The sequence below is a fragment of the Nocardioides sp. Root1257 genome, assembly GCF_001425175.1.
In the GTDB taxonomy this organism is placed as follows: Bacteria; Actinomycetota; Actinomycetes; order Propionibacteriales; family Nocardioidaceae; genus Nocardioides.
Genome location: NZ_LMDV01000008.1, coordinates 721,544 through 738,970, shown reverse-complemented (window position 1 = coordinate 738,970; position 17,427 = coordinate 721,544). Strand labels below are relative to the sequence as shown.

The window sequence follows — 17,427 nt, the reverse complement described above, 5'->3', positions numbered from 1 at the left end:
CCCGGGCGGGACCCACCCGCTGAGTCATCGAGCCCGCCCGGAGGTGACCGGACGGGCCCGATGACGCGGCGACGGTGCGTCGTCGTACGACGTCGTCGCGGCGTCGGTGGATCAGTACTGACGGTCGGGCAGGGCCTCCGTGGCCTGCGCCTGGTCGAAGGTCGTCTCCTCGGTGAGGATGCGCGGCTCGACGTCCTCGCCGTCGAGGACCTTCTTGGCGATGTCCATCAGCTGCGGCCCGAGGAGCGGGCTGCACTCGACGATGAAGTTGATCTTGCCGTCGGAGAGCGCCTGCATGCCGTCGTGCACGGCGTCGACCGTGATGATCTTGATGTCCTTGCCGGGCGTCAGGCCCGCCGCCTCGATCGCCTCGATCGCGCCCAGGCCCATGTCGTCGTTCTGGGCGAACAGCACGTCGATGTGGTCGCCGGACTGCAGGAACGACTCCATCACCTGCTTGCCGCCGTCGCGGGTGAAGTCACCGGTCTGGGAGGCCACCACCTTGATGGAGGGATCGGCCGAGATCGCGTCGGCGAACCCCTCGCCACGGTCGATCGCGGGTGCCGCTCCGGTCGTGCCCTCGAGCTGGACGACGTTGATGGCGCCGTCGCCGTCCGTGTCGGCGTCGGCGGCGTTGTCCACGACCCACTGGCCTGCCTTCTGGCCCTCCACGACGAAGTCGGAGCCGAGGAACGACTTGTAGAGCGACGTGTCCTTGGAGTCGACGGCCCGGTCGGTCAGGATCACCGGGATGCCGGCGGCCTTGGCCTCGTTGAGCACGGCGTCCCAACCGGTCTCGACCACGGGGCTGAAGGCGATCACGTCGACCTTCTGCTGGATGTAGGAGCGGATCGCCTGGATCTGGTTCTCCTGCTTGCCCTGGGCGTCGGTGAACTTCAGGTCGATGCCGGCGTCCTTGGCGGACTCCTGGATCGACTTGGTGTTGGCGGTGCGCCAGCCGCTCTCGGCGCCGACCTGGGCGAAGCCCATCGTGATCGAGCCGTCGTCCGAGGCCGTCGAGCTGCCGCCCTCGGAGTCGCTGCCGCAAGCAGTGAACGCGAATGCGCTCAAGGTGATCGCGCTCGCCGCGATCAGGGTCTTCTTCAGCACTGGTTTTCCTCCAGATCGTCGGGCTCTCCACCCTGTGACCGGTGTCACTGAGCGATGAGTGTGAGCGCTAACATTCCGGCCCGTCAACCCTTGTGACCAGATTGCGACCAAGAAATGTGAACGCTCACTTCCCGGGCGCGGGATCGGAACGATCCAACGCCGCGAAGCCCCACTCGAGGCAGGCCCGGTAGGTCTCCCCCGGCCCGAGCCGCGCCGACGGCCACCCGGGGCGGTTCGGGGAGTCGGGGAACAGCTGGGGCTCCAGCGCGATCCCGTCGCCCTGGCGGTAGCGACCGCCCCGCGTCGAGCGCCGGGTGCCGTCGAGGACGTTGCCGGTGTAGACCTGCAGCCCCGGCTGGTCCGAGCGCAGCTCGAGGCGGATGCCCGACCGAGGCGACACCAGGACGGCGTGCGTGCGCAGGCCCTCCCCGCGGACGACGTAGTTGTGGTCGACGCCCCGGGCGTCGACCACCTGCGGGTGCTCCGCGCGTACGGCGGGGCCGATCGGCGCCGGGTCCCGGAAGTCGAACGGCGTCCCCGCCACCGGCGCGTGCCCGCCGAGCGGGATGCCGGTCGCGTCGACCGGGGTGAACTCGTCGGCCGCCACCATGAGGAGGTGGTCGTCGACCGTGCCGTCGCCCTCGCCGTCGAGGTTGAAGTAGGCGTGGTTGGTCAGGTTCAGCACGGTCGGCGCGTCGGTGGTGGCCTCCATCTCGATGCGCACCCGGTCGCCGCTGACCTGGTAGCGGACCAGCACCCTGACCTCCCCGGGGAACCCCTGGTCGCCGTCCGGGCTCACCAGGGCGAGCACCACCCGGTCCGGCCCGTGCTCGACGACGTCCCAGAGCCGCCGGTCGAAGCCGTCCGGCCCGCCGTGCAGGCTGTTGCCGCGGTCGTGGACGCCGACCACGACCTCGCGGTCGTCGAGCACGAACCGCCCACCGGCGATGCGGTTGGCGTAGCGGCCGATGGTGCCGCCGACGTAGTCGGAGCTCGCGAGCCGCTCGGCCGCGTCCGCGTGCCCGAGCACCACGTTGCGACGCCGCCCGTCCCGGCCGGCCACCTCCAGACGGTGCGCCGTCGCGCCCAGGGTGAGCACCTCGAGCACCGGCCCCGGGGCCGATCCGATGCTCAGCAGGTGCACCTCCCGGCCGTCCGGAAGTCGGTCGTAGCGGCGTCCGGTCGGCACCTGCGTCATGATGTGAACGTTAACATCACCGGGTCGGCGGGGACCCCGTCGAGCCGCGGACGACGAGGGTCGGCTCGAGCAGCTGCGTCGCCGGTCCGGACTCCCCGCCCAGGGCCCGCAGCGCCAGCGCGACCGCGCTGCGGCCGAGCTCGGAGAAGGCCTGGCTGACCGTCGTCAGCCCGGGCCAGAAGTACGCCGCCTCGGGCACGTCGTCGAAGCCGACGACGCTGATGTCGCCCGGCACCGCGCGCCCGTGCTCGTGCAGCGCCTTGAGCACGCCGAGGGCCATCGCGTCGTTCGCGACGAAGACCGCGGTCACCTCCGGGTCCTCCGCGATCCGCTGCCCGGCGCGGTAGCCGCTGCCCGCCGACCAGTCACCGGCGAGCTCCGGACCGGGGAGCAGCTGGCGACGCTCGTGGGCCTGGTGCCAGCCGGCCCGTCGCTGCCCGGCCTCGACCCACGCCAGGGGGCCGGTGACGTGGGCGACGTGCCGGTGCCCGAGGTCGAGGAGGTGCTCGGTGGCCAGCCGCGCGCCGGCCTCCTGGTCGATGCCGGCGGCGAGGGCCTGCCCGGCGCTGACCCCCTGGACCAGCACCATCGGGACGGGCAGGTCGAGCGAGAGCGCCCGCTCCCTCGCGTCGCGGTGGGCGACGGCCACCACGAGCGCCTCGACGGCCTCGTCGAGCAGCCGGTCCACCGCCCCCTGGAGCGACTCCGGCGCGAAGTCCGAGACGCCGACGAGCGACACGTCGTACCCCGCGTCGTGACCGGCCTCCTGCACCGCGACGGCGATCATGCTGGGGCCGTGCAGGGCGAGGTGCGCCGAGATCATCCCGATCCGTCCGGACCGGTTGGTCGCGAGCGACCGGGCCGCCGAGTTGCGGCGGTAGCCGAGCTCCCGGATCGCGTCGAGGACGCGGGTGCGGGTCGCCTCCTTCACGAGGGAGGCGTCGTTGAGGACCCGCGACACCGTCTGGTGGGACACGCCCGCCAGGGCGGCCACGTCGGCCATGCTCGGCGGCCGTCCCCGAGGTCCCGGCGCTGCCCCCACTCCCGCCATGCACGCATCGTAGGACGCCGGGCGGTGACGGGCCGGTGACGACACCGGCACGTGGCCGGGACGCCGGGATCACGACGGTCCTGGAACGTCCTCGTCGTGGCGAACCATCAGGCGATCGGAGCCGTGGCCGAGGCGGTCACCCGGCTGCTCGAGCAGTCCTGGCACGCCGACCTGCTCAGCGGCATCGAGCCGCAGTTCGAGGTCTACCACGGCAAGGACTTCTCGACCCCGATGGCGGCCGGGGTCTCCGTGTTCGTCTACCAGGTCTGCGTCGACACCGTGCAGCGCACGCTGCCACCGGCACTGCCCGACCACAAGCGTCCGCTGCCGGTGCGGATGTCGCTGCTGCTCACCGCCTGGGCGAAGGACGCGTCCAGCGAGCACGCGCTGCTCGGCTGGGCGATGCGCGCCATCGCCGACTACCCGAACCTCTCCGCCGGCTTCCTCAACGCGAGCACCGCCGGCGTCTTCGCGGTCGACGAGACCGTCGACCTGACGCCCGCTGAGCTCTCCAACGACGAGATCTTCCAGCTCTGGCAGGTGCTGCCGAGCAGCCTCCAGCTCTCGGTCCCGTACGTCGCGCGGGTGATCCGGATCGAGTCCGAGGTCGTGGAGCCCGTCGGGGCACCGGTCGGCGAGCGCATCCTCGACCTGGGGGTGCTCACCCCATGAGCGTCTCGAGCGAACCCGAGATCCGGGTCGTCGAGCGGCTGGGCTACCGCGCGCCGTTCGCGGTGCAGTGCGAGGACGGCGTCACCGGCGCGCCGGTCGGCGACGGGCTGGTGGCGGAGGTCTGGCGCCAGGTCGACCCGGACGTCCGCTTCACCGCGCGGCGCTCCCCCGTGAGCACGATCCTCGGCTTCGGCGCGCTCCCCCGGCAGTGGGAGTCGACGCACACCCGGGTCCGTCCGGGCGAGCCGCTGACCTGGCCGGCTCCGAACGTCGAGGCCTACTGCCTGCTCGTCCGCGACCTCGGCGGCCGCTACCTGCCCGTCTCGATGGCGGTCGACGTCCCGGTCGCCACACCGGTGCGGGTCCCGCTGTCCTCCGGTCCGACCCGGACGACCGGTGCCGCGACGGCGGTGATCCGCGGCGAGGTGCACCGTGACGGCACCGACGAGCCGATGGCGTGGGCGCTGGTGCGCGTCGCGACCGACACCGACACCTACCAGACGGTGGCCGACGACCGCGGGCGGTTCCGGCTGCACGTCCCCTACCCGGAGGCCCTGCCGGCGCTGCTCGGCTCGCCGCCTGCCGGGCCCGGCCTCTCGGCCGTCAGCTGGCCGGTGACCGTGTCGGTCCGCGCCGAGCCGGACGCCCTCGTCTGGTCGCCCGGCGCACACCCGGGCGAGCCGCCGCAGCTCGCGTCGATCACGGGCCAGAGCCTCGCCGACCTCGTCGAGGGCGGCACCCACCCCGACCTCACCGAGTCCCTGCGCTTCGGCGCGCCTCTCGTGCTGACCCTCACGGCGGTCCCGACCTGACCGGTCCCGTCCCCCCAGATTCGGGCTCAGGCGAGCTCAGCCGAACTCAAGTCCGATCCAGTCCAGCAGATGTGGAAGCGAGAAGAACCATGGCCCAGTACCTAGCGCCAGGTGTGTACGTCGAGGAGATCCCCGGCCCGCGCACCATCCAGGCCGTCGGCACGAGCACGGCCGCCTTCGTCGGGCCGTGCCGCTACGGCCCCACCAGCGGCCGGCCCCAGCTGCTCACGTCGTACCTGGAGTTCGCCCGGATCTTCGGCGACGCCGTCGACCTCGAGCTCGAGGACACCGGTGCCGTCCCCAACTACCTCGCGCTCGGCGTGAAGGGCTTCTTCGACGAGGGCGGCACCAGCCTCTACGTGATGCGCACGTTCTCCTTCACCGGCGACGGGCCGGAGGAGGACCACGCGGCATTCGAGCTGGACGGGTCCACCCCGTCCGACCCGGGCCTCACCATCCGCGCCCGGTTCCCGGGCGCCGCGGGTCGGATGCGCGTCGCGTTCACCCTCAAGGTCGGCAACAACGTGCTCGCCAGCACGGACGCCGGCGTGCTGCTGACCCGCGTCCACGAGTACGACCTGGTGTGGGTCGAGCCGGACTCGGCTGCCCCGGCCTTCACGGCCGGTGCGTTCGTCGTACGCCGCGACCTCGGGACCGGCGCCCTCGAGCTCGCCGGCGCCGGGGCACCCGACCTCGCGGACGTCACCGCTGCCTACCCGCTCACCCTGGTCGTCGAGGCCCAGCGACCGACCCGCAACAACCAGGGCCTGCCGACCCTCGGGCCCCAGGTGGCGCTCGGCGAGTTCGGATTCGACCCCCGTGCCATCGGCACCGGGGTGAGCACGGTGCTCGCGATCAACCCGCCGACCCGCGGCCAGGCGCTGGCGATCCCGGTCGCGATCGAGGGCGTCGACGGTCTGGGCACCGCAGCCGACGACCTGCCGCTGGCGATCGCGGAGGCCCTGCTCGGCACCGACGTGCTGGCCACGGCCCCCGACCCCACCGCGGTCCTGGCCGACCGGCAGGTCTCGATGATGCTCTCGGGCGGCAGCGACGGGAACGCGCCCGGGGTCGGCGACTACGAAGGTGACCCGCTGACCTTCGAGGACTACCAGAACGTCGCGACCGACCTGGTCTTCAACGGACTGCTCGGCTTCGAGGTCGTCGACGACATCTCGATCGTCGCCGCACCCGGTGCCTCGACCGGCTGGCTCGGAGTCGGCGGCACCGCCGACGCGCGCGCCCAGGCGGCGCAGGCGATCAACGGCGCACTGTCCACCCACTGCGAGAAGATGCTCTACCGCGTCGCCTCGCTCGACACCCCGCCCGGACTGCTGCCCGGCGAGGCCCTGGACTTCCGCAACCTGCGCTCGTCGACGCACGCGGCGATCTACTACCCGTGGATCACGGTCTCCCACCCGGTCGACGACGCGCGCATCGACGTGCCGCCCGCGGCGTACATGGCGGGCGTGTGGGCCCGCACCGACAACGACCGGGGCGTCATCAAGGCGCCCGCCAACGAGGTGGTTCGCTCGGCGCTCGACCTGGAGACCCGCGTCAACAAGGCGCAGCAGGCGCTGCTGAACCCCGAGGGCGTGAACTGCCTGCGGTTCTTCCCCGGCCCGGGCTTCCTCACGTACGGCGCCCGCACCATCTCCGACGACCCGGAGTGGAAGTACCTCAACATCCGTCGCTACTTCGACTACGTCGAGAAGTCGATCGACGAGGGCACCCAGTGGGCGGTGTTCGAGATCAACGGCCCGGCGCTGTGGGACTCCGTGCGGCACACCATCGAGGGGTTCCTCCTCAACGAGTGGCGCTCGGGCGCGCTGCTGGGCGCGAAGCCGTCGGAGGGGTTCTTCGTCCGCTGCGACAGCTCGACCATGACCAGCGACGACCTCGACCAGGGCCGGCTGATCTGCATCGTCGGCATCTGCGCCGCGAAGCCGGCCGAGTTCGTGATCTTCCGGATCAGCCAGATGACCGCGACGACCAGCGCGTGAGTGCGTCCGCACCCCCCCCACGACCCAGCTCAGGAGCAGTGATGGCAACGCAACGAGACAACCCGTACGGGAGCTTCAACTTCCTCGTCGACTTCGCGACCGGGGACGCGACCACGGTCCGTGGCGGCTTCCAGGAGGTCGGCGGCATGAACATCGAGGTGACCTCGGCCGACTACCGCAACGGCAACTCGCCCTTCAACCACCCGGTCAAGGTGAACGGCGTCTACAAGGTCGGCGACGTGACGTTCAAGCGCGGCCTGATCGGCTCGATGGACCTCTACGAGTGGGTCGACGCGGTCCGCACCGGTCAGCACAAGGTCATCCCGCGGGTGACGGTGAGCCTCCAGGACGAGGCCCACCAGGGCCCGGTGATGACCTGGATCCTCACCAACGCGCGGCCGATCCGCTACACCGCGCCGTCGCTGAACGCGAAGACCGGGACCGACGTCGCGATCGAGGAGCTGGTGCTCTCGATCGAGGACCTCGTCCTCGAGTGACGACCGGCCGATGACCAGCACGCTCACCTTCCGAGGTCGCCTCCCCGGGGTCGCGACCGACCCGACCCTGCCCCCCGTCGAGCAGCCCGTCCGGCTCGACGTGGCGGGGTTCGTCGGGCTGGCCGAGCGCGGTCCGCTCGACCTGCCGGTCGCGGTGGAGGACGAGCTCGCGTACGCCGCCGTGTTCGGTGGCGACCTGCTGGTCGCGCAGGAGGAGGGGGTGCCGGTCCGGGCCCAGCTGCCCGACGCCGTACGAGCCTTCTTCGCGAACGGCGGACGCCGCTGCCACGTCGTCCGCGTCGCCGGTCCCGGCGCGCGACCGGCCCGGTGGGCCGTGCCCGGGCTCCGGGTCCGCCAGCCCGACGGCACCGAGGCACCCGTCCTGGTGGAGTCGGCCTGGCCCGGGGCCTGGTCGGCGGGCACGACGGTCCGCGCCGACCTGCTGGGCCAGTTCCTCCCCGTCGCCGGCGACTACCGGCGGCCGGCGGCCGACGCACCGGGGACCGTGGACCTCGCCCCCGGCGCCACGGTAGGTGTGCGACCCGGCGACGTGCTCCGCCTCGGGACGAGCCCGGGCATCGACGTCTTCGTCCGGGTCGCCGGCGTCGACCACGCCGACGCCCGGCTGTCGATCGACCGCGAGGTCGTGGACGGACCGGACCCGCTGCCCGACCTGGTGGCCCTCGAGACCGTGCGACTGCTCCGGCTCACCCTGGTCGTCGGGCAGCACCGCCCGGACGGCGCACGCCAGCTGGAGCGGCTCAGCGACCTCGGCCTCGACTCCTGGTCCGACGCCCTCCAGCCCATCGACGACCACCGACCCGACCCGACCCGGTCGGCGACCCTGCGACAGCACGCGGACACCGTCACCGCCCTCGGCACCGGTCTGCTGGTGCCGGTCACCGAGCCCGGCGGCGCGCTGCCGGTCGCCGGGGAGCAGGAGGGCGAGGACGACCTCGACACGTTCGACCCGCGGTGGCTGGTCGACGACCGGCTCACCGACGACACCGTGCTCTCCCTGACCGGCCACGCCGACCAGCTCACCGTGCTGGCCAAGGATCCGGTCCAGCTGCGCGGCGCCCACGCGCTGCTGGGCATCGACGAGGTCGCCCTCGTCGCAGCCCCCGACGTCACCCAGCGCGGCTGGTCGCCGGTGGTGCCCACCCCGGTCCCGGTCACGCCGGTCGAGCCGGAGCCCGTGCCACCGGTCGACTGGTCCGACTTCCGCTGCTGCTCGGACGAGATCGTCGTCCCGCCGCCCGTCCCGCCCGTCGACCCCACGCCCCCGTCGGTCTCCGACCTCCCGGAGCTCGACCGGACCGCCGACTACGACGAGCTCGCCCTCGTCGAGGTGCAGGCCGCGCTGGTGACGCTGTGTGCGGCGCGCGCCGACGCGGTCGCCCTGCTCAGCGTCCCCCGCCACTACGACGTCGCGTCGACCCTCGCCTGGAGCGGTCGGCTGACGGCCCTCGGGCGGCTCGGCGACTCGACCGGGTCGGGATCGTCACCGCTCAGCTACGCCGCCTCGTTCCACCCCTGGGTGTCGACGAGCGCCGGGCTCCCGGTCACGACGTCGAGCCCGCCGGTGCTGCGCGACGCGCCGCCGGACGGAGCGGTCGCCGGCATGATCGCCGCCCGCGAGCTGGCGCGCGGGTCGTGGGTCGCCCCCGCCGGCGTACCCCTGCGCGGCGTGGTGCGGCTCGCGACCCCGGCTCCGCTGTCGGACGCCGACCGCGTGCAGCTCTTCGACGCGCACGCGAACCTCGTCGAGCAGCACCCCGGGGTGTTCACGACGATCAGCGCCCACACCCTGTCGGCCGACCCCCAGCTGCTCCAGGTCTCCGTGCGCCGGCTGCTGATCCTGCTCCGCAAGATCTGCCTGCGGCTCGGCGAGCGCTACGTCTTCGAGATCAACAACGACCGCTTCCGGCAGCTGGTCCGGATGCGCTTCGACCGCACCCTGACCACCCTCGCCGAGCGCGGCGCCCTGCACGCCTTCCGGGTGTCGACCGCCGACGGGCTCAACACCGCGGCCGACCAGGACGCCGGCCGGTTCGTGGTCAGCCTCCAGATCGCGCCGACCAGCCCGGTCGAGTTCATCACCGTCACCCTGCTGCGCACCGGCGAGGGCCTGCTCGACGTGGTGGAGGGCTGACATGGGCGTCACCGATCCCCCGCTGACCACCTTCCGCTTCGAGGTGGTGCTCGACCTCGACCAGCCGACGGCCGGCCTGACCAGTCCCCTGTGCGACGCCGCGTTCGCCGAGTGCGACGGGCTCGACCAGACGATGCAGCACAAGACCCTCGAGGTCGGCGGGGTCAACGACCGGCAGGTGCACCTGATCGGTCCGGTCACCTTCGGCCAGCTCACGCTGCGGCGCGGCATGACCGACAACCTCCAGCTCTGGACCTGGTTCGCCCAGGGCACCCGGCCCGGCTCGGTGCTGACCGCCCACGGCGAGGTGACCCTCTGGGCGGCCGACGGCACGCCGGCGGTGCAGGCCACCGTCACCGGCTGCCTGCCGGTGAAGCTCCGGGCCCCGTCGCTCAACGCCCGCGACGGCCTCGTCGCCGTCGAGGAGCTGACCCTGGTCTACGAACGCCTCGTGGTCGCCGCGCCCGGCGCCGCCGGCGGCATCTCGATCGGGGCGTCGCTCGACGTCTCCCTCGGCGCGTCCGTGGGGGTCTCCGCCTCGGCCGGGATCTCGGGAGGCATCTCGGGGGGCATCTCGGCCGGCGCCTCCGTCGGCGGCGGCGTCTCGGTGGGCGGGGGGTTCGGCTGATGGGCACCGCCACCATCACCGAGTGGGACCTCGACCGCGGCGTCGCCGCCGGCGGGGTCGACCTGGTGGTCGACTTCGACCCGCACACGCTGTCGCTGACCTACACGCCGACGGGGACCACCGCCGGCGCGGCCACGACGTCGTCGGGCACCTTCAGCGAGTCGCCGACCCAGCAGACCGGGCAGAGCTCGACGCTCTCGGTCGAGCTGACCTTCGACACCAGCGCGGACGGCTCGTCGGTGCAGACCAAGACCGACCAGCTGGTGCTGCTCACCCGGCCCGCGCCGCTCGGCGAGACCGCGCCGGCCCGCAAGGTGGCCCGCTTCAGCTGGGGAGCGTTCCTCTACTACGGCACCGTCAGCACGCTGTCGCAGACGATCTCGTTCTTCTCCGACGCCGGCGTGCCGCTGCGCTCGGAGGTCCGGATGACGCTCTCGGAGGTGCGGCCCGCCGATCCGTCCGGAGGGGACCCGGCCGGCGGCGGTGGCGCGGGCGCGGGCATCGGCGCCTCGGCCTCGTTCGGGGCCTCCGCCTCGCTGGGGGCCTCCGCGTCGTTCGGCGCCTCCGCAGGCATCGGCATCTCGGGAGGCATCTCGGGAGGCATCTCGGGCGGCGTCTCGGGCGGCGTCTCAGCCGGGGCGTCGGTCGGTGTCTCCGCCGGCGCCGGCATCGGCACCACCCCGCTGACGCTGAGCCAGTCCGGCGACAGCCTCCAGTCCCTCTCCGCCCGTGCCGGCGGCGGCGCCTCGTGGAAGGCCGTCGCCGCCGCCAACGGCATCGACAACCCCCGCCTGGTGCCGCCCGGCACCGTGATCGACGCCCGAGCCGGCATCGGGACGAGCTAGGAGACGACCGTGCCCGTCGAGATCCAGGACTTCGAGGTCCTCCCCGCCCCCGACCACGAGCCGGCGACCGCGCCCGCTCCGGCCGCCCCGGCCCCGCCCGCCGACGGCGCCGACCGCTGGCACCGCGCGCACGCCGTACGCCGCAACCGACTGCGGGCGGACTGACATGCCCGACACGCTGCTCTACGCGAGCACGCCGGCCCTGCGGGTCGGTGGGTCGCTCGCGACCGGGCCGATGCAGCACCTCGTCTCGCTCACGGTCGAGGAGGACGTGCACGGCCTGTGCTGGATGGAGGCCCGCCTGAACAACTGGGGCTTCACCGGCAACGGCATCGACTACCTCTACCTCGACCGCGCCACCTTCGACTTCGGCACGCGGGTCGAGGTCTCGTTCGGGCCCAACGGCGGCACCCGGGTGTTCACGGGCCGGATCAGCGCGCTCGAGGCCGCCTACCCCGCCGGCAGCCTCGCGACCTTCGGCATCTGTGCCGAGGACGGGCTCCAGGACCTGCGGCTGAGCAGGCGCACCCGCACCTTCGACCAGGTCTCCACCGCCGACGTCGCCCAGCAGCTCGCCTCCGACCACGGCCTCACCGCCGACATCTCGCTCACCGGACCAACGCGCGTGGTCGTCAACCAGCTCAACCTCTCCGACCTCGCCTTCCTGCGCCAGCTCGCGCTCGCCGACGGCGGCGAGGTCTGGCTCGACGACAGCACCCTGCACGTGCAGGGCCGCGCCGACCGCGACGGCGGCTCCGTGTCGCTCGAGTACGGCGGCGGCCTGCTGCACTTCGACGTGCGCGCGGACCTCGCCCACCAGGTCACGGACGTGGTCGCCACCGGCTGGTCGGTCGCCGACAAGGACACCATCGAGGAGACGGCCGACTCCGGCGGCCTGGGGGCCGAGCTCGGCAGCGACAGCTCCGGCTCCGACGTCCTGGCCGCGGCCTTCGCGGAGCGGCACGAGCACCTCGTCGTCACCGAGCCGCTGACCAGCGACGACGCGCGTTCGCGCGCGAAGGCGGCGTACCTCGAGCGCGCCCGCCGCTTCGTCACCGGCTCCGGCCGCACCGGCGGCACCCCCGAGCTCCGGGTCGGCGGGCGGGTCACGCTCAGCGGGCTCGGGTCGTCGTTCAACGGCGACTACCGCGTCGTCCGCACCCGGCACCACTTCGACGTGCACGACGGCTACCGCACCGACTTCGACGTCGAGCGCGCCGGGATCGGGGCCACCTCGTGACGACCGAGATGATCGACCTCCTCGGCCCGGCCAACCAGGCGCGGGACGCCCGCTGGTTCGGGATGTACACGGCGGTCGTGACCGACGTGCAGGACCCGGACGGGCAGGGCCGGGTCAAGGTGCGGCTGGCCTGGAGCCCCGACACGGGCGGCAGCCGCTACGAGGCCTGGGCCCGGCTCGCGACGACGATGGCCGGCAACAGCCGCGGCACCTGGTTCGTGCCCGAGCCCGAGGACGAGGTGCTGGTCGGCTTCGGGGGCGGCAACCCCAACCACCCGTACGTCGTGGGCGCGCTGTGGAACGGCCAGGACGCCACCCCGCAGTCGATGGACTCCGACAACAACATCCGAGCGATCGTCTCGCGCGAGGACATCCGGATCACCATGGACGACACCCAGGGCGCGGTGAAGCTCACGCTGAGCACGCCCGGCGGGCGCACCGTCACCCTCGACGACGCCGGCATGAAGGTCACCGTCGACGACGGCAACGGCAACACGCTCGAGATGGCGTCGGCCGGCATCACCGTCACGGCGTCGGCGAAGGTCACGGTCAACGCCTCGACCGTGAAGGTCAGCGCCGGCATGGTCACCGTGGACGCCGGGATGTCGAAGTTCAGCGGCGTGGTCCAGTGCGACACCCTCATCACCAACAGCGTGGTCAGCAGCAGCTACACGCCCGGCGCCGGGAACGTCTGGTGACCGCCGTCGCGATCGCCCCGCTCGGGCGCACCGAGGTGCTCCAGTGGCTGGCGCCCGCCCCGGTCTGGGACGACCTGTCGGTCGGCGCTGGCGCCTCGGGCCTGGCCAGGCCGTGGATCGCGGAGCTCACCCGGGACTCGTTCATGGACGACGTCACCGCGATGCTCGCCGGCACCGTCGGGACGCCGGCCGACCTCGCCACTCTCGAGCCGGAGGCGCGCGCCGGTGGCGGGTCCACCGGTCCCTACCGGCTCTTCCAGCCGCTGAGCGAGCGCTACTACCTGGTCATCGCGACGCTGGCCTGCCGCCGCCCCGGCATCCCCGACCACGCCGTCGACGCGACCGCGGGCCAGGCCACCACCTTCGTCGTACGCCGGATCGCGGCGGACGGCAGCGAGCACGCCTACGTGCCTGCGACCGGAGGCGGCGACTGGGTCGCGGCCACCGGCGCCGACCTCGTCGCCGGCGAGGAGCAGCACCCCATGCACCCGATGCCGGTGGCGCCGTACTCGACGGGCGGCACCACGGCCGCGCTCGGCCTGGACCGCGACACCGGCATCGGGCGCACCGTCTTCGTCGGCTACGTGCCCGTCGCGATCGGCGAGCAGACGCTGCGGCCGATGCCCGACCCCGCCGGCGCCCTGGCCGCCCTGCGGGCCGCTCCGCCGGCCGGGCTGGTGGTGCCGGACCCGATCCTGTCCTGGCTGTTCGCGCGGGTGATCGACCCGTGGGTGCGGCTCGCGCCCCCGAAGCCGCAGCCGCCGAACGGCGCCTACGGCTCGCTCTTCCTCCTCCTCGAGCTCGGCGACTGGCTCGACGAGCACCTGCGGCCCGTGCACGACGCGATCGAGAACGGCAGCTCGCTGACCGGCGCGTACGACGCGCTGCTCGACGGCCTCGACGGCATCTCGGTGCCCCTGACCGGCGGTGGCTCGGTGTCGCTGCGCCAGGCCATCAAGGACACCATCCCCTACCGAGCACTGCTCGACGGCGACGACATCACCGGCCCAGCGGTCGGCTACGACCTGCGCAACGCCAGCAACCTCGGCACCTGGCTGGGCAGCACGCCGACGGCCGGCAGCCTCGCCCACCTCGCCCAGGCGGCCCTCGCCGTGGCGCCGGTCGACGCCGAGCTGCCGCCGGAGCTGGTCGGGATGATCAAGGAGCGGCCGGCGCCGGTGGCCGGGAGCCCGACCGGCAGCGGCCAGACGTACATCATCCGCACCGTCTTCGAGCACCCACCGTGCCGGCCGGTGCTCAGCGCACCGACGCACGACTTCGAGCTGGCCCGCGCGCTCGACCCGGACGCCCCGGCCCGTCAGATCCTCCTCCAGATGCCGGACCTCAACAGCCTGCGCAAGGCCAAGCGCGGCGTCGCGATCGAGATGCCGCCGTCGCTCCAGCGGATGCTCGCGCGGGTCACGCCCGAGATGATGAAGGGCGACCCGCCCAGCGCCGACCCGGGTCTTCAGCTCGGCTGGATCTGCTCGTTCTCGCTCCAGATCATCTTCCTGGTCGCGTTCATCGTGATGTTCATCTTCCTGATCCTGCTCAACATCGTCTTCTGGTGGATGCCCTTCCTGAAGATCTGCTTCCCGATCCCGGTGCCGCCGTCGTCCTCGAACGGACCCACGCCATGAGCCCGCTCGCGAACGACCCGCGCCTCTACGGCCAGGGCATCTCGTTCCCACCCCGCGTGGGCCCGGACGGCGGCGTGGTCTGGTCGGTCGGCGAGCTCAACGTGCGCGAGTGCATCTGCACGATCCTGCGCACCCGGCCGGGCGAGCGGGTCGAGATGCCGGCGTACGGCTGCGGCCTCGACCGCTACCTGTACGAGCCCAACACGGTCGCGACCCTGCGACTGATCAGCGAGGACGTCCAGCAGGCGATCGCGCGGTGGGAGCCGCGGGTCCGCCTCGACGACGTGACCGCGACCCTCAACCCCGACGACGCCCGCGCCGTGGACGTGGTGATCAGCTACACGCTGGTCGCCACCGGCACCCGCGAGCGGCTCCAGATGACCCTCGGCGGGTCAGCAGAGGAGACGCCGTGACCATCGAGATCCCCTCCCTCGACGACCGCACCTACGCGCAGCTGCTGGAGGAGGCCCGCTCCCGGGTCCCGGTGCACACGCCCGAGTGGACCAACCTCAACGAGAGCGATCCCGGGGTCACGATCCTGGAGCTCTTCGCGTTCCTCACCGACAACCTGCTGTACCGCAGCAACCGGATCCCCGAGGCCAACCGGCTCAAGTTCCTGTCCATGCTGGGGATCTCTCTCCAGCCGCCGGCTCCCGGTCTCGGCCTGGTCACGATCACCAACGAGAAGGGGCCGCTCCAGCCTCCGCTCGCGGTGGACGCCGGCACCGAGGTGCGCGCCGGCCGGGTGCCGTTCGTGACCACCAGCCCGCTGGCCGTGCTGCCGGTGACGTCCGCGGCCTACTACAAGCAGCCGCAGCAGCTGGACGACGCGACGCTGGAGCAGTACCAGCTGCTCTACCAGACCTTCCTCACGACCGACACCGAGGTGCTCACCTTCTACAAGCCGGTCGCGCTCGACCCGCCGGCGCCCGGACGACCGGACCCGGTGGTCGACCTCGGCGACGCCCTGACGGGCACCATCGACCGCTCGCTGTGGGTGGCGCTGCTGGCGCCGAAGGGCGCTCCGCTCTCCGACGTACGCCGCGCGATCGCCGGCCAGACGCTGTCGATCGGGGTCTACCCGGCGGCCGAGGTCCCCGGCCAGGTGCTGCCGCCGCTGCACACGCGCGCCGGCGACGTCGACCCCGGGCTCGTCGTCGAGATCGCCGCCCCCGAGCCCGACCCGGCCGACCCGCACGACCTCGACGGCGACGGCCTCGGCGTCGGGCCGGCCCGCTACACGCGGCTGCCGGTGACCTGGGCGGAGCCGGTGCTGGAGTCACCCGGCCTGATCCAGGTGACGCTGCCGGCCTACGAGCGGCTGCTGCTGTGGGACTTCGACCCCGAGGAGGAGGGCACCGGCGACTACCCGCCGCGCGTCGACGACGCCGCCGTCTCCTCCCGGGTCGTGACCTGGGTGCGGTTGCGCTACCCACCCGTGCCGGAGTCGGCGGAGCCGGAGCCGGAGCCGGACCCCGGCACCGACCCGTCGGGCGTCGACCCGTCGGGCGTCGCCGAGGCGGCACCCGCGACCGACCTCTCGCTGGCGGGCTGCGACTGCGGCTGCGACTCCGACCTGCCGACGAGCAGCACGATCACCGCGACCCCCACCGGGCGGATCACCTGGGTCGGGGTGAACGCGGCCCACGTCGTGCAGGCCGTCGAGGTCCGCCAGGAGCAGCTCGGCCTCTCGCCCGGCACGCCCTTCCACACCGTGGCGATCGCCAACACCCCGGTCGTCAGCGGCGACCTGCCGGGCACCCCGGCGGTGTCCGGCCTGGTCGTCGAGGTGCAGGAGATCGGCGGCACCTGGGAGGCGTGGCACGAGATCGACGACATCTACGCCGCCGGCCGCGAGGAGCGGGCGTACGCCGTAGACCTGGCCGTCGGCCGGATCACCTTCGGCAGCGGCCTGGCCGGGCTCCGGCCGCCGCGGGGGGCGGGCATCCGCGCGTCGTACTGGTACGGCGGCGGCCCGCAGGGCCAGGTGGCGATCGGCGGCATCGACAAGGCCGTCACGCTGCCGGGCGGCTACACGGTCGCCAACCCGGTGCCGACCTGGGGCGCGAGCGCCGGCGAGTCGGTCGCCGAGGGCGAGGAGGCGATCACCCGGTGGCTGCGGCACCGCGACCGCCTCGTCACCACCGACGACTTCCGCGACCTCACCCGGCGCACGCCGGGGGTCGACCTCGGCCGGGTCGAGACGCTGCCGCTCTTCAACCCGGAGGCGAGCGGCTCCCCCACCTCGGCGGCCCAGCGCGACTGGCCGGGCATGGTCACCGTGCTGGTGATCCCCCGCTCCGACCCGGTGCGGCCGAAGACACCGCAGCCGGACCGCCAGTTCCTGGACCGGGTCTGCGCGTGGCTGGCCCCGCGCCGGCTCGTCACCACCGAGCTGCACGTACGTGGCCCGGTCTACGTGCCGGTGTGGGTCTCGGTCGGCATCGTCACGCTGCCCGGGCAGGTCCCATCGATCGTCGAGCAGGCGGTCACCCAGGCCATCGACGCGTTCCTGTCGCCGCTCACCGGCGGGCTGCCCGCGCGCCCCGGCGACGACGGCCTGCTCGGTGAGCCGGACGCCCGCGGGACCGGCTGGCCCCTCGGCGTCGGCCTGCGCGCCCAGGACATCGAGGCGGTCGCGACGCGGGTGCCCGGCGTCCGCTACGTCGACTCGGTGCTGATGGCGACGCAGGACGCGGCGGGTGCCGTGGTCTCGCCCGTCGACGTCGTACCCCTCACCGGCCTGCAGCTGCCGGCTGCCACCGTGTTCGTGGGACCACCGCCCGCTGTCGATCCCGCGACGCTGATCGCCGGCAGCCAGGCCGTGAGCACCTCGACCGTCCCCGTCCCCGTCGTCCCGGACACCTGCTGAGGCCGC

The 17,427-nt window shown here is 73.2% G+C and carries 16 protein-coding genes; 13 read left to right on the top strand and 3 right to left on the bottom strand.

Going from position 1 to position 17,427, the window contains the following annotated elements; genetic code table 11:
• Nucleotides 1–111: 111 nt before the first annotated feature.
• The 3 genes from ASC77_RS11625 to ASC77_RS11615 form a co-directional block, all read right to left on the bottom strand.
• Entirely contained in the window at nucleotides 112–1,110 is a 999-nt protein-coding gene (locus ASC77_RS11625) for an ABC transporter substrate-binding protein (RefSeq protein WP_056152505.1), read from the bottom strand.
• Nucleotides 1,111–1,234: 124 nt separating this feature from the next.
• Entirely contained in the window at nucleotides 1,235–2,308 is a 1,074-nt protein-coding gene (locus ASC77_RS11620) for an aldose epimerase family protein (protein WP_056152503.1), read from the bottom strand.
• Nucleotides 2,309–2,324: 16 nt separating this feature from the next.
• Nucleotides 2,325–3,302 (bottom strand): LacI family DNA-binding transcriptional regulator, encoded by a 978-nt coding sequence (locus tag ASC77_RS11615; RefSeq protein ID WP_200944961.1) that lies wholly within the window; start codon nucleotides 3,300–3,302, stop codon nucleotides 2,325–2,327.
• Nucleotides 3,303–3,455: 153 nt separating this feature from the next.
• On the opposite strand from ASC77_RS11615, the gene ASC77_RS11610 reads away from it, so the two are divergent.
• The 13 genes from ASC77_RS11610 to ASC77_RS11555 all read left to right on the top strand — a co-directional run bounded on the left by ASC77_RS11610 (nucleotide 3,456) and on the right by ASC77_RS11555 (nucleotide 17,421).
• Nucleotides 3,456–4,031, top strand: a complete 576-nt coding sequence (locus ASC77_RS11610) for a DUF4255 domain-containing protein (protein WP_056152499.1) — start codon at nucleotides 3,456–3,458, stop codon at nucleotides 4,029–4,031.
• Nucleotides 4,028–4,843: a hypothetical protein gene (locus ASC77_RS11605; protein ID WP_056152496.1), complete on the top strand. Its 816-nt coding sequence runs from the start codon at nucleotides 4,028–4,030 to the stop codon at nucleotides 4,841–4,843. Before ASC77_RS11610 ends, ASC77_RS11605 begins: the two co-directional genes overlap by 4 nt.
• Nucleotides 4,844–4,932: 89 nt before the next feature.
• Nucleotides 4,933–6,846 (top strand): phage tail sheath subtilisin-like domain-containing protein, encoded by a 1,914-nt coding sequence (locus ASC77_RS11600; protein WP_056152493.1) that lies wholly within the window; start codon nucleotides 4,933–4,935, stop codon nucleotides 6,844–6,846.
• Nucleotides 6,847–6,887: 41 nt separating this feature from the next.
• On the top strand, nucleotides 6,888–7,343 hold the full coding sequence (locus ASC77_RS11595; RefSeq protein WP_056152490.1) for a phage tail protein: 456 nt from the start codon (nucleotides 6,888–6,890) through the stop codon (nucleotides 7,341–7,343).
• Nucleotides 7,344–7,353: 10 nt separating this feature from the next.
• The gene (locus ASC77_RS11590) at nucleotides 7,354–9,498 is read left to right on the top strand and encodes a phage tail sheath C-terminal domain-containing protein (protein ID WP_056152487.1); all 2,145 of its coding nucleotides are present in this window, start codon (nucleotides 7,354–7,356) and stop codon (nucleotides 9,496–9,498) included.
• Nucleotide 9,499: 1 nt separating this feature from the next.
• On the top strand, nucleotides 9,500–10,126 hold the full coding sequence (locus tag ASC77_RS27710; RefSeq protein ID WP_056152482.1) for a phage tail protein: 627 nt from the start codon (nucleotides 9,500–9,502) through the stop codon (nucleotides 10,124–10,126).
• Nucleotides 10,126–10,971: a LysM peptidoglycan-binding domain-containing protein gene (locus ASC77_RS11580; protein ID WP_056152480.1), complete on the top strand. Its 846-nt coding sequence runs from the start codon at nucleotides 10,126–10,128 to the stop codon at nucleotides 10,969–10,971. The genes ASC77_RS27710 and ASC77_RS11580 overlap by 1 nt, the downstream gene beginning before the upstream one ends.
• A 9-nt stretch (nucleotides 10,972–10,980) precedes the next feature.
• On the top strand, nucleotides 10,981–11,136 hold the full coding sequence (locus ASC77_RS26600) for a hypothetical protein (protein ID WP_156391037.1): 156 nt from the start codon (nucleotides 10,981–10,983) through the stop codon (nucleotides 11,134–11,136).
• Nucleotide 11,137: 1 nt separating this feature from the next.
• Complete coding sequence (locus ASC77_RS11575; protein ID WP_056152477.1) at nucleotides 11,138–12,211, top strand: phage late control D family protein; 1,074 nt, start codon at nucleotides 11,138–11,140, stop codon at nucleotides 12,209–12,211.
• Nucleotides 12,208–12,909, top strand: a complete 702-nt coding sequence (locus ASC77_RS11570) for a phage baseplate assembly protein V (protein ID WP_200944960.1) — start codon at nucleotides 12,208–12,210, stop codon at nucleotides 12,907–12,909. The genes ASC77_RS11575 and ASC77_RS11570 overlap by 4 nt, the downstream gene beginning before the upstream one ends.
• Complete coding sequence (locus ASC77_RS11565; RefSeq protein WP_235547593.1) at nucleotides 12,906–14,549, top strand: hypothetical protein; 1,644 nt, start codon at nucleotides 12,906–12,908, stop codon at nucleotides 14,547–14,549. The genes ASC77_RS11570 and ASC77_RS11565 overlap by 4 nt, the downstream gene beginning before the upstream one ends.
• Nucleotides 14,546–14,962, top strand: coding sequence for a GPW/gp25 family protein (locus ASC77_RS11560; RefSeq protein WP_056152474.1), 417 nt, complete (start codon nucleotides 14,546–14,548; stop codon nucleotides 14,960–14,962). Before ASC77_RS11565 ends, ASC77_RS11560 begins: the two co-directional genes overlap by 4 nt.
• Complete coding sequence (locus tag ASC77_RS11555) at nucleotides 14,959–17,421, top strand: putative baseplate assembly protein (protein WP_056152471.1); 2,463 nt, start codon at nucleotides 14,959–14,961, stop codon at nucleotides 17,419–17,421. Before ASC77_RS11560 ends, ASC77_RS11555 begins: the two co-directional genes overlap by 4 nt.
• Nucleotides 17,422–17,427: the final 6 nt, after the last annotated feature.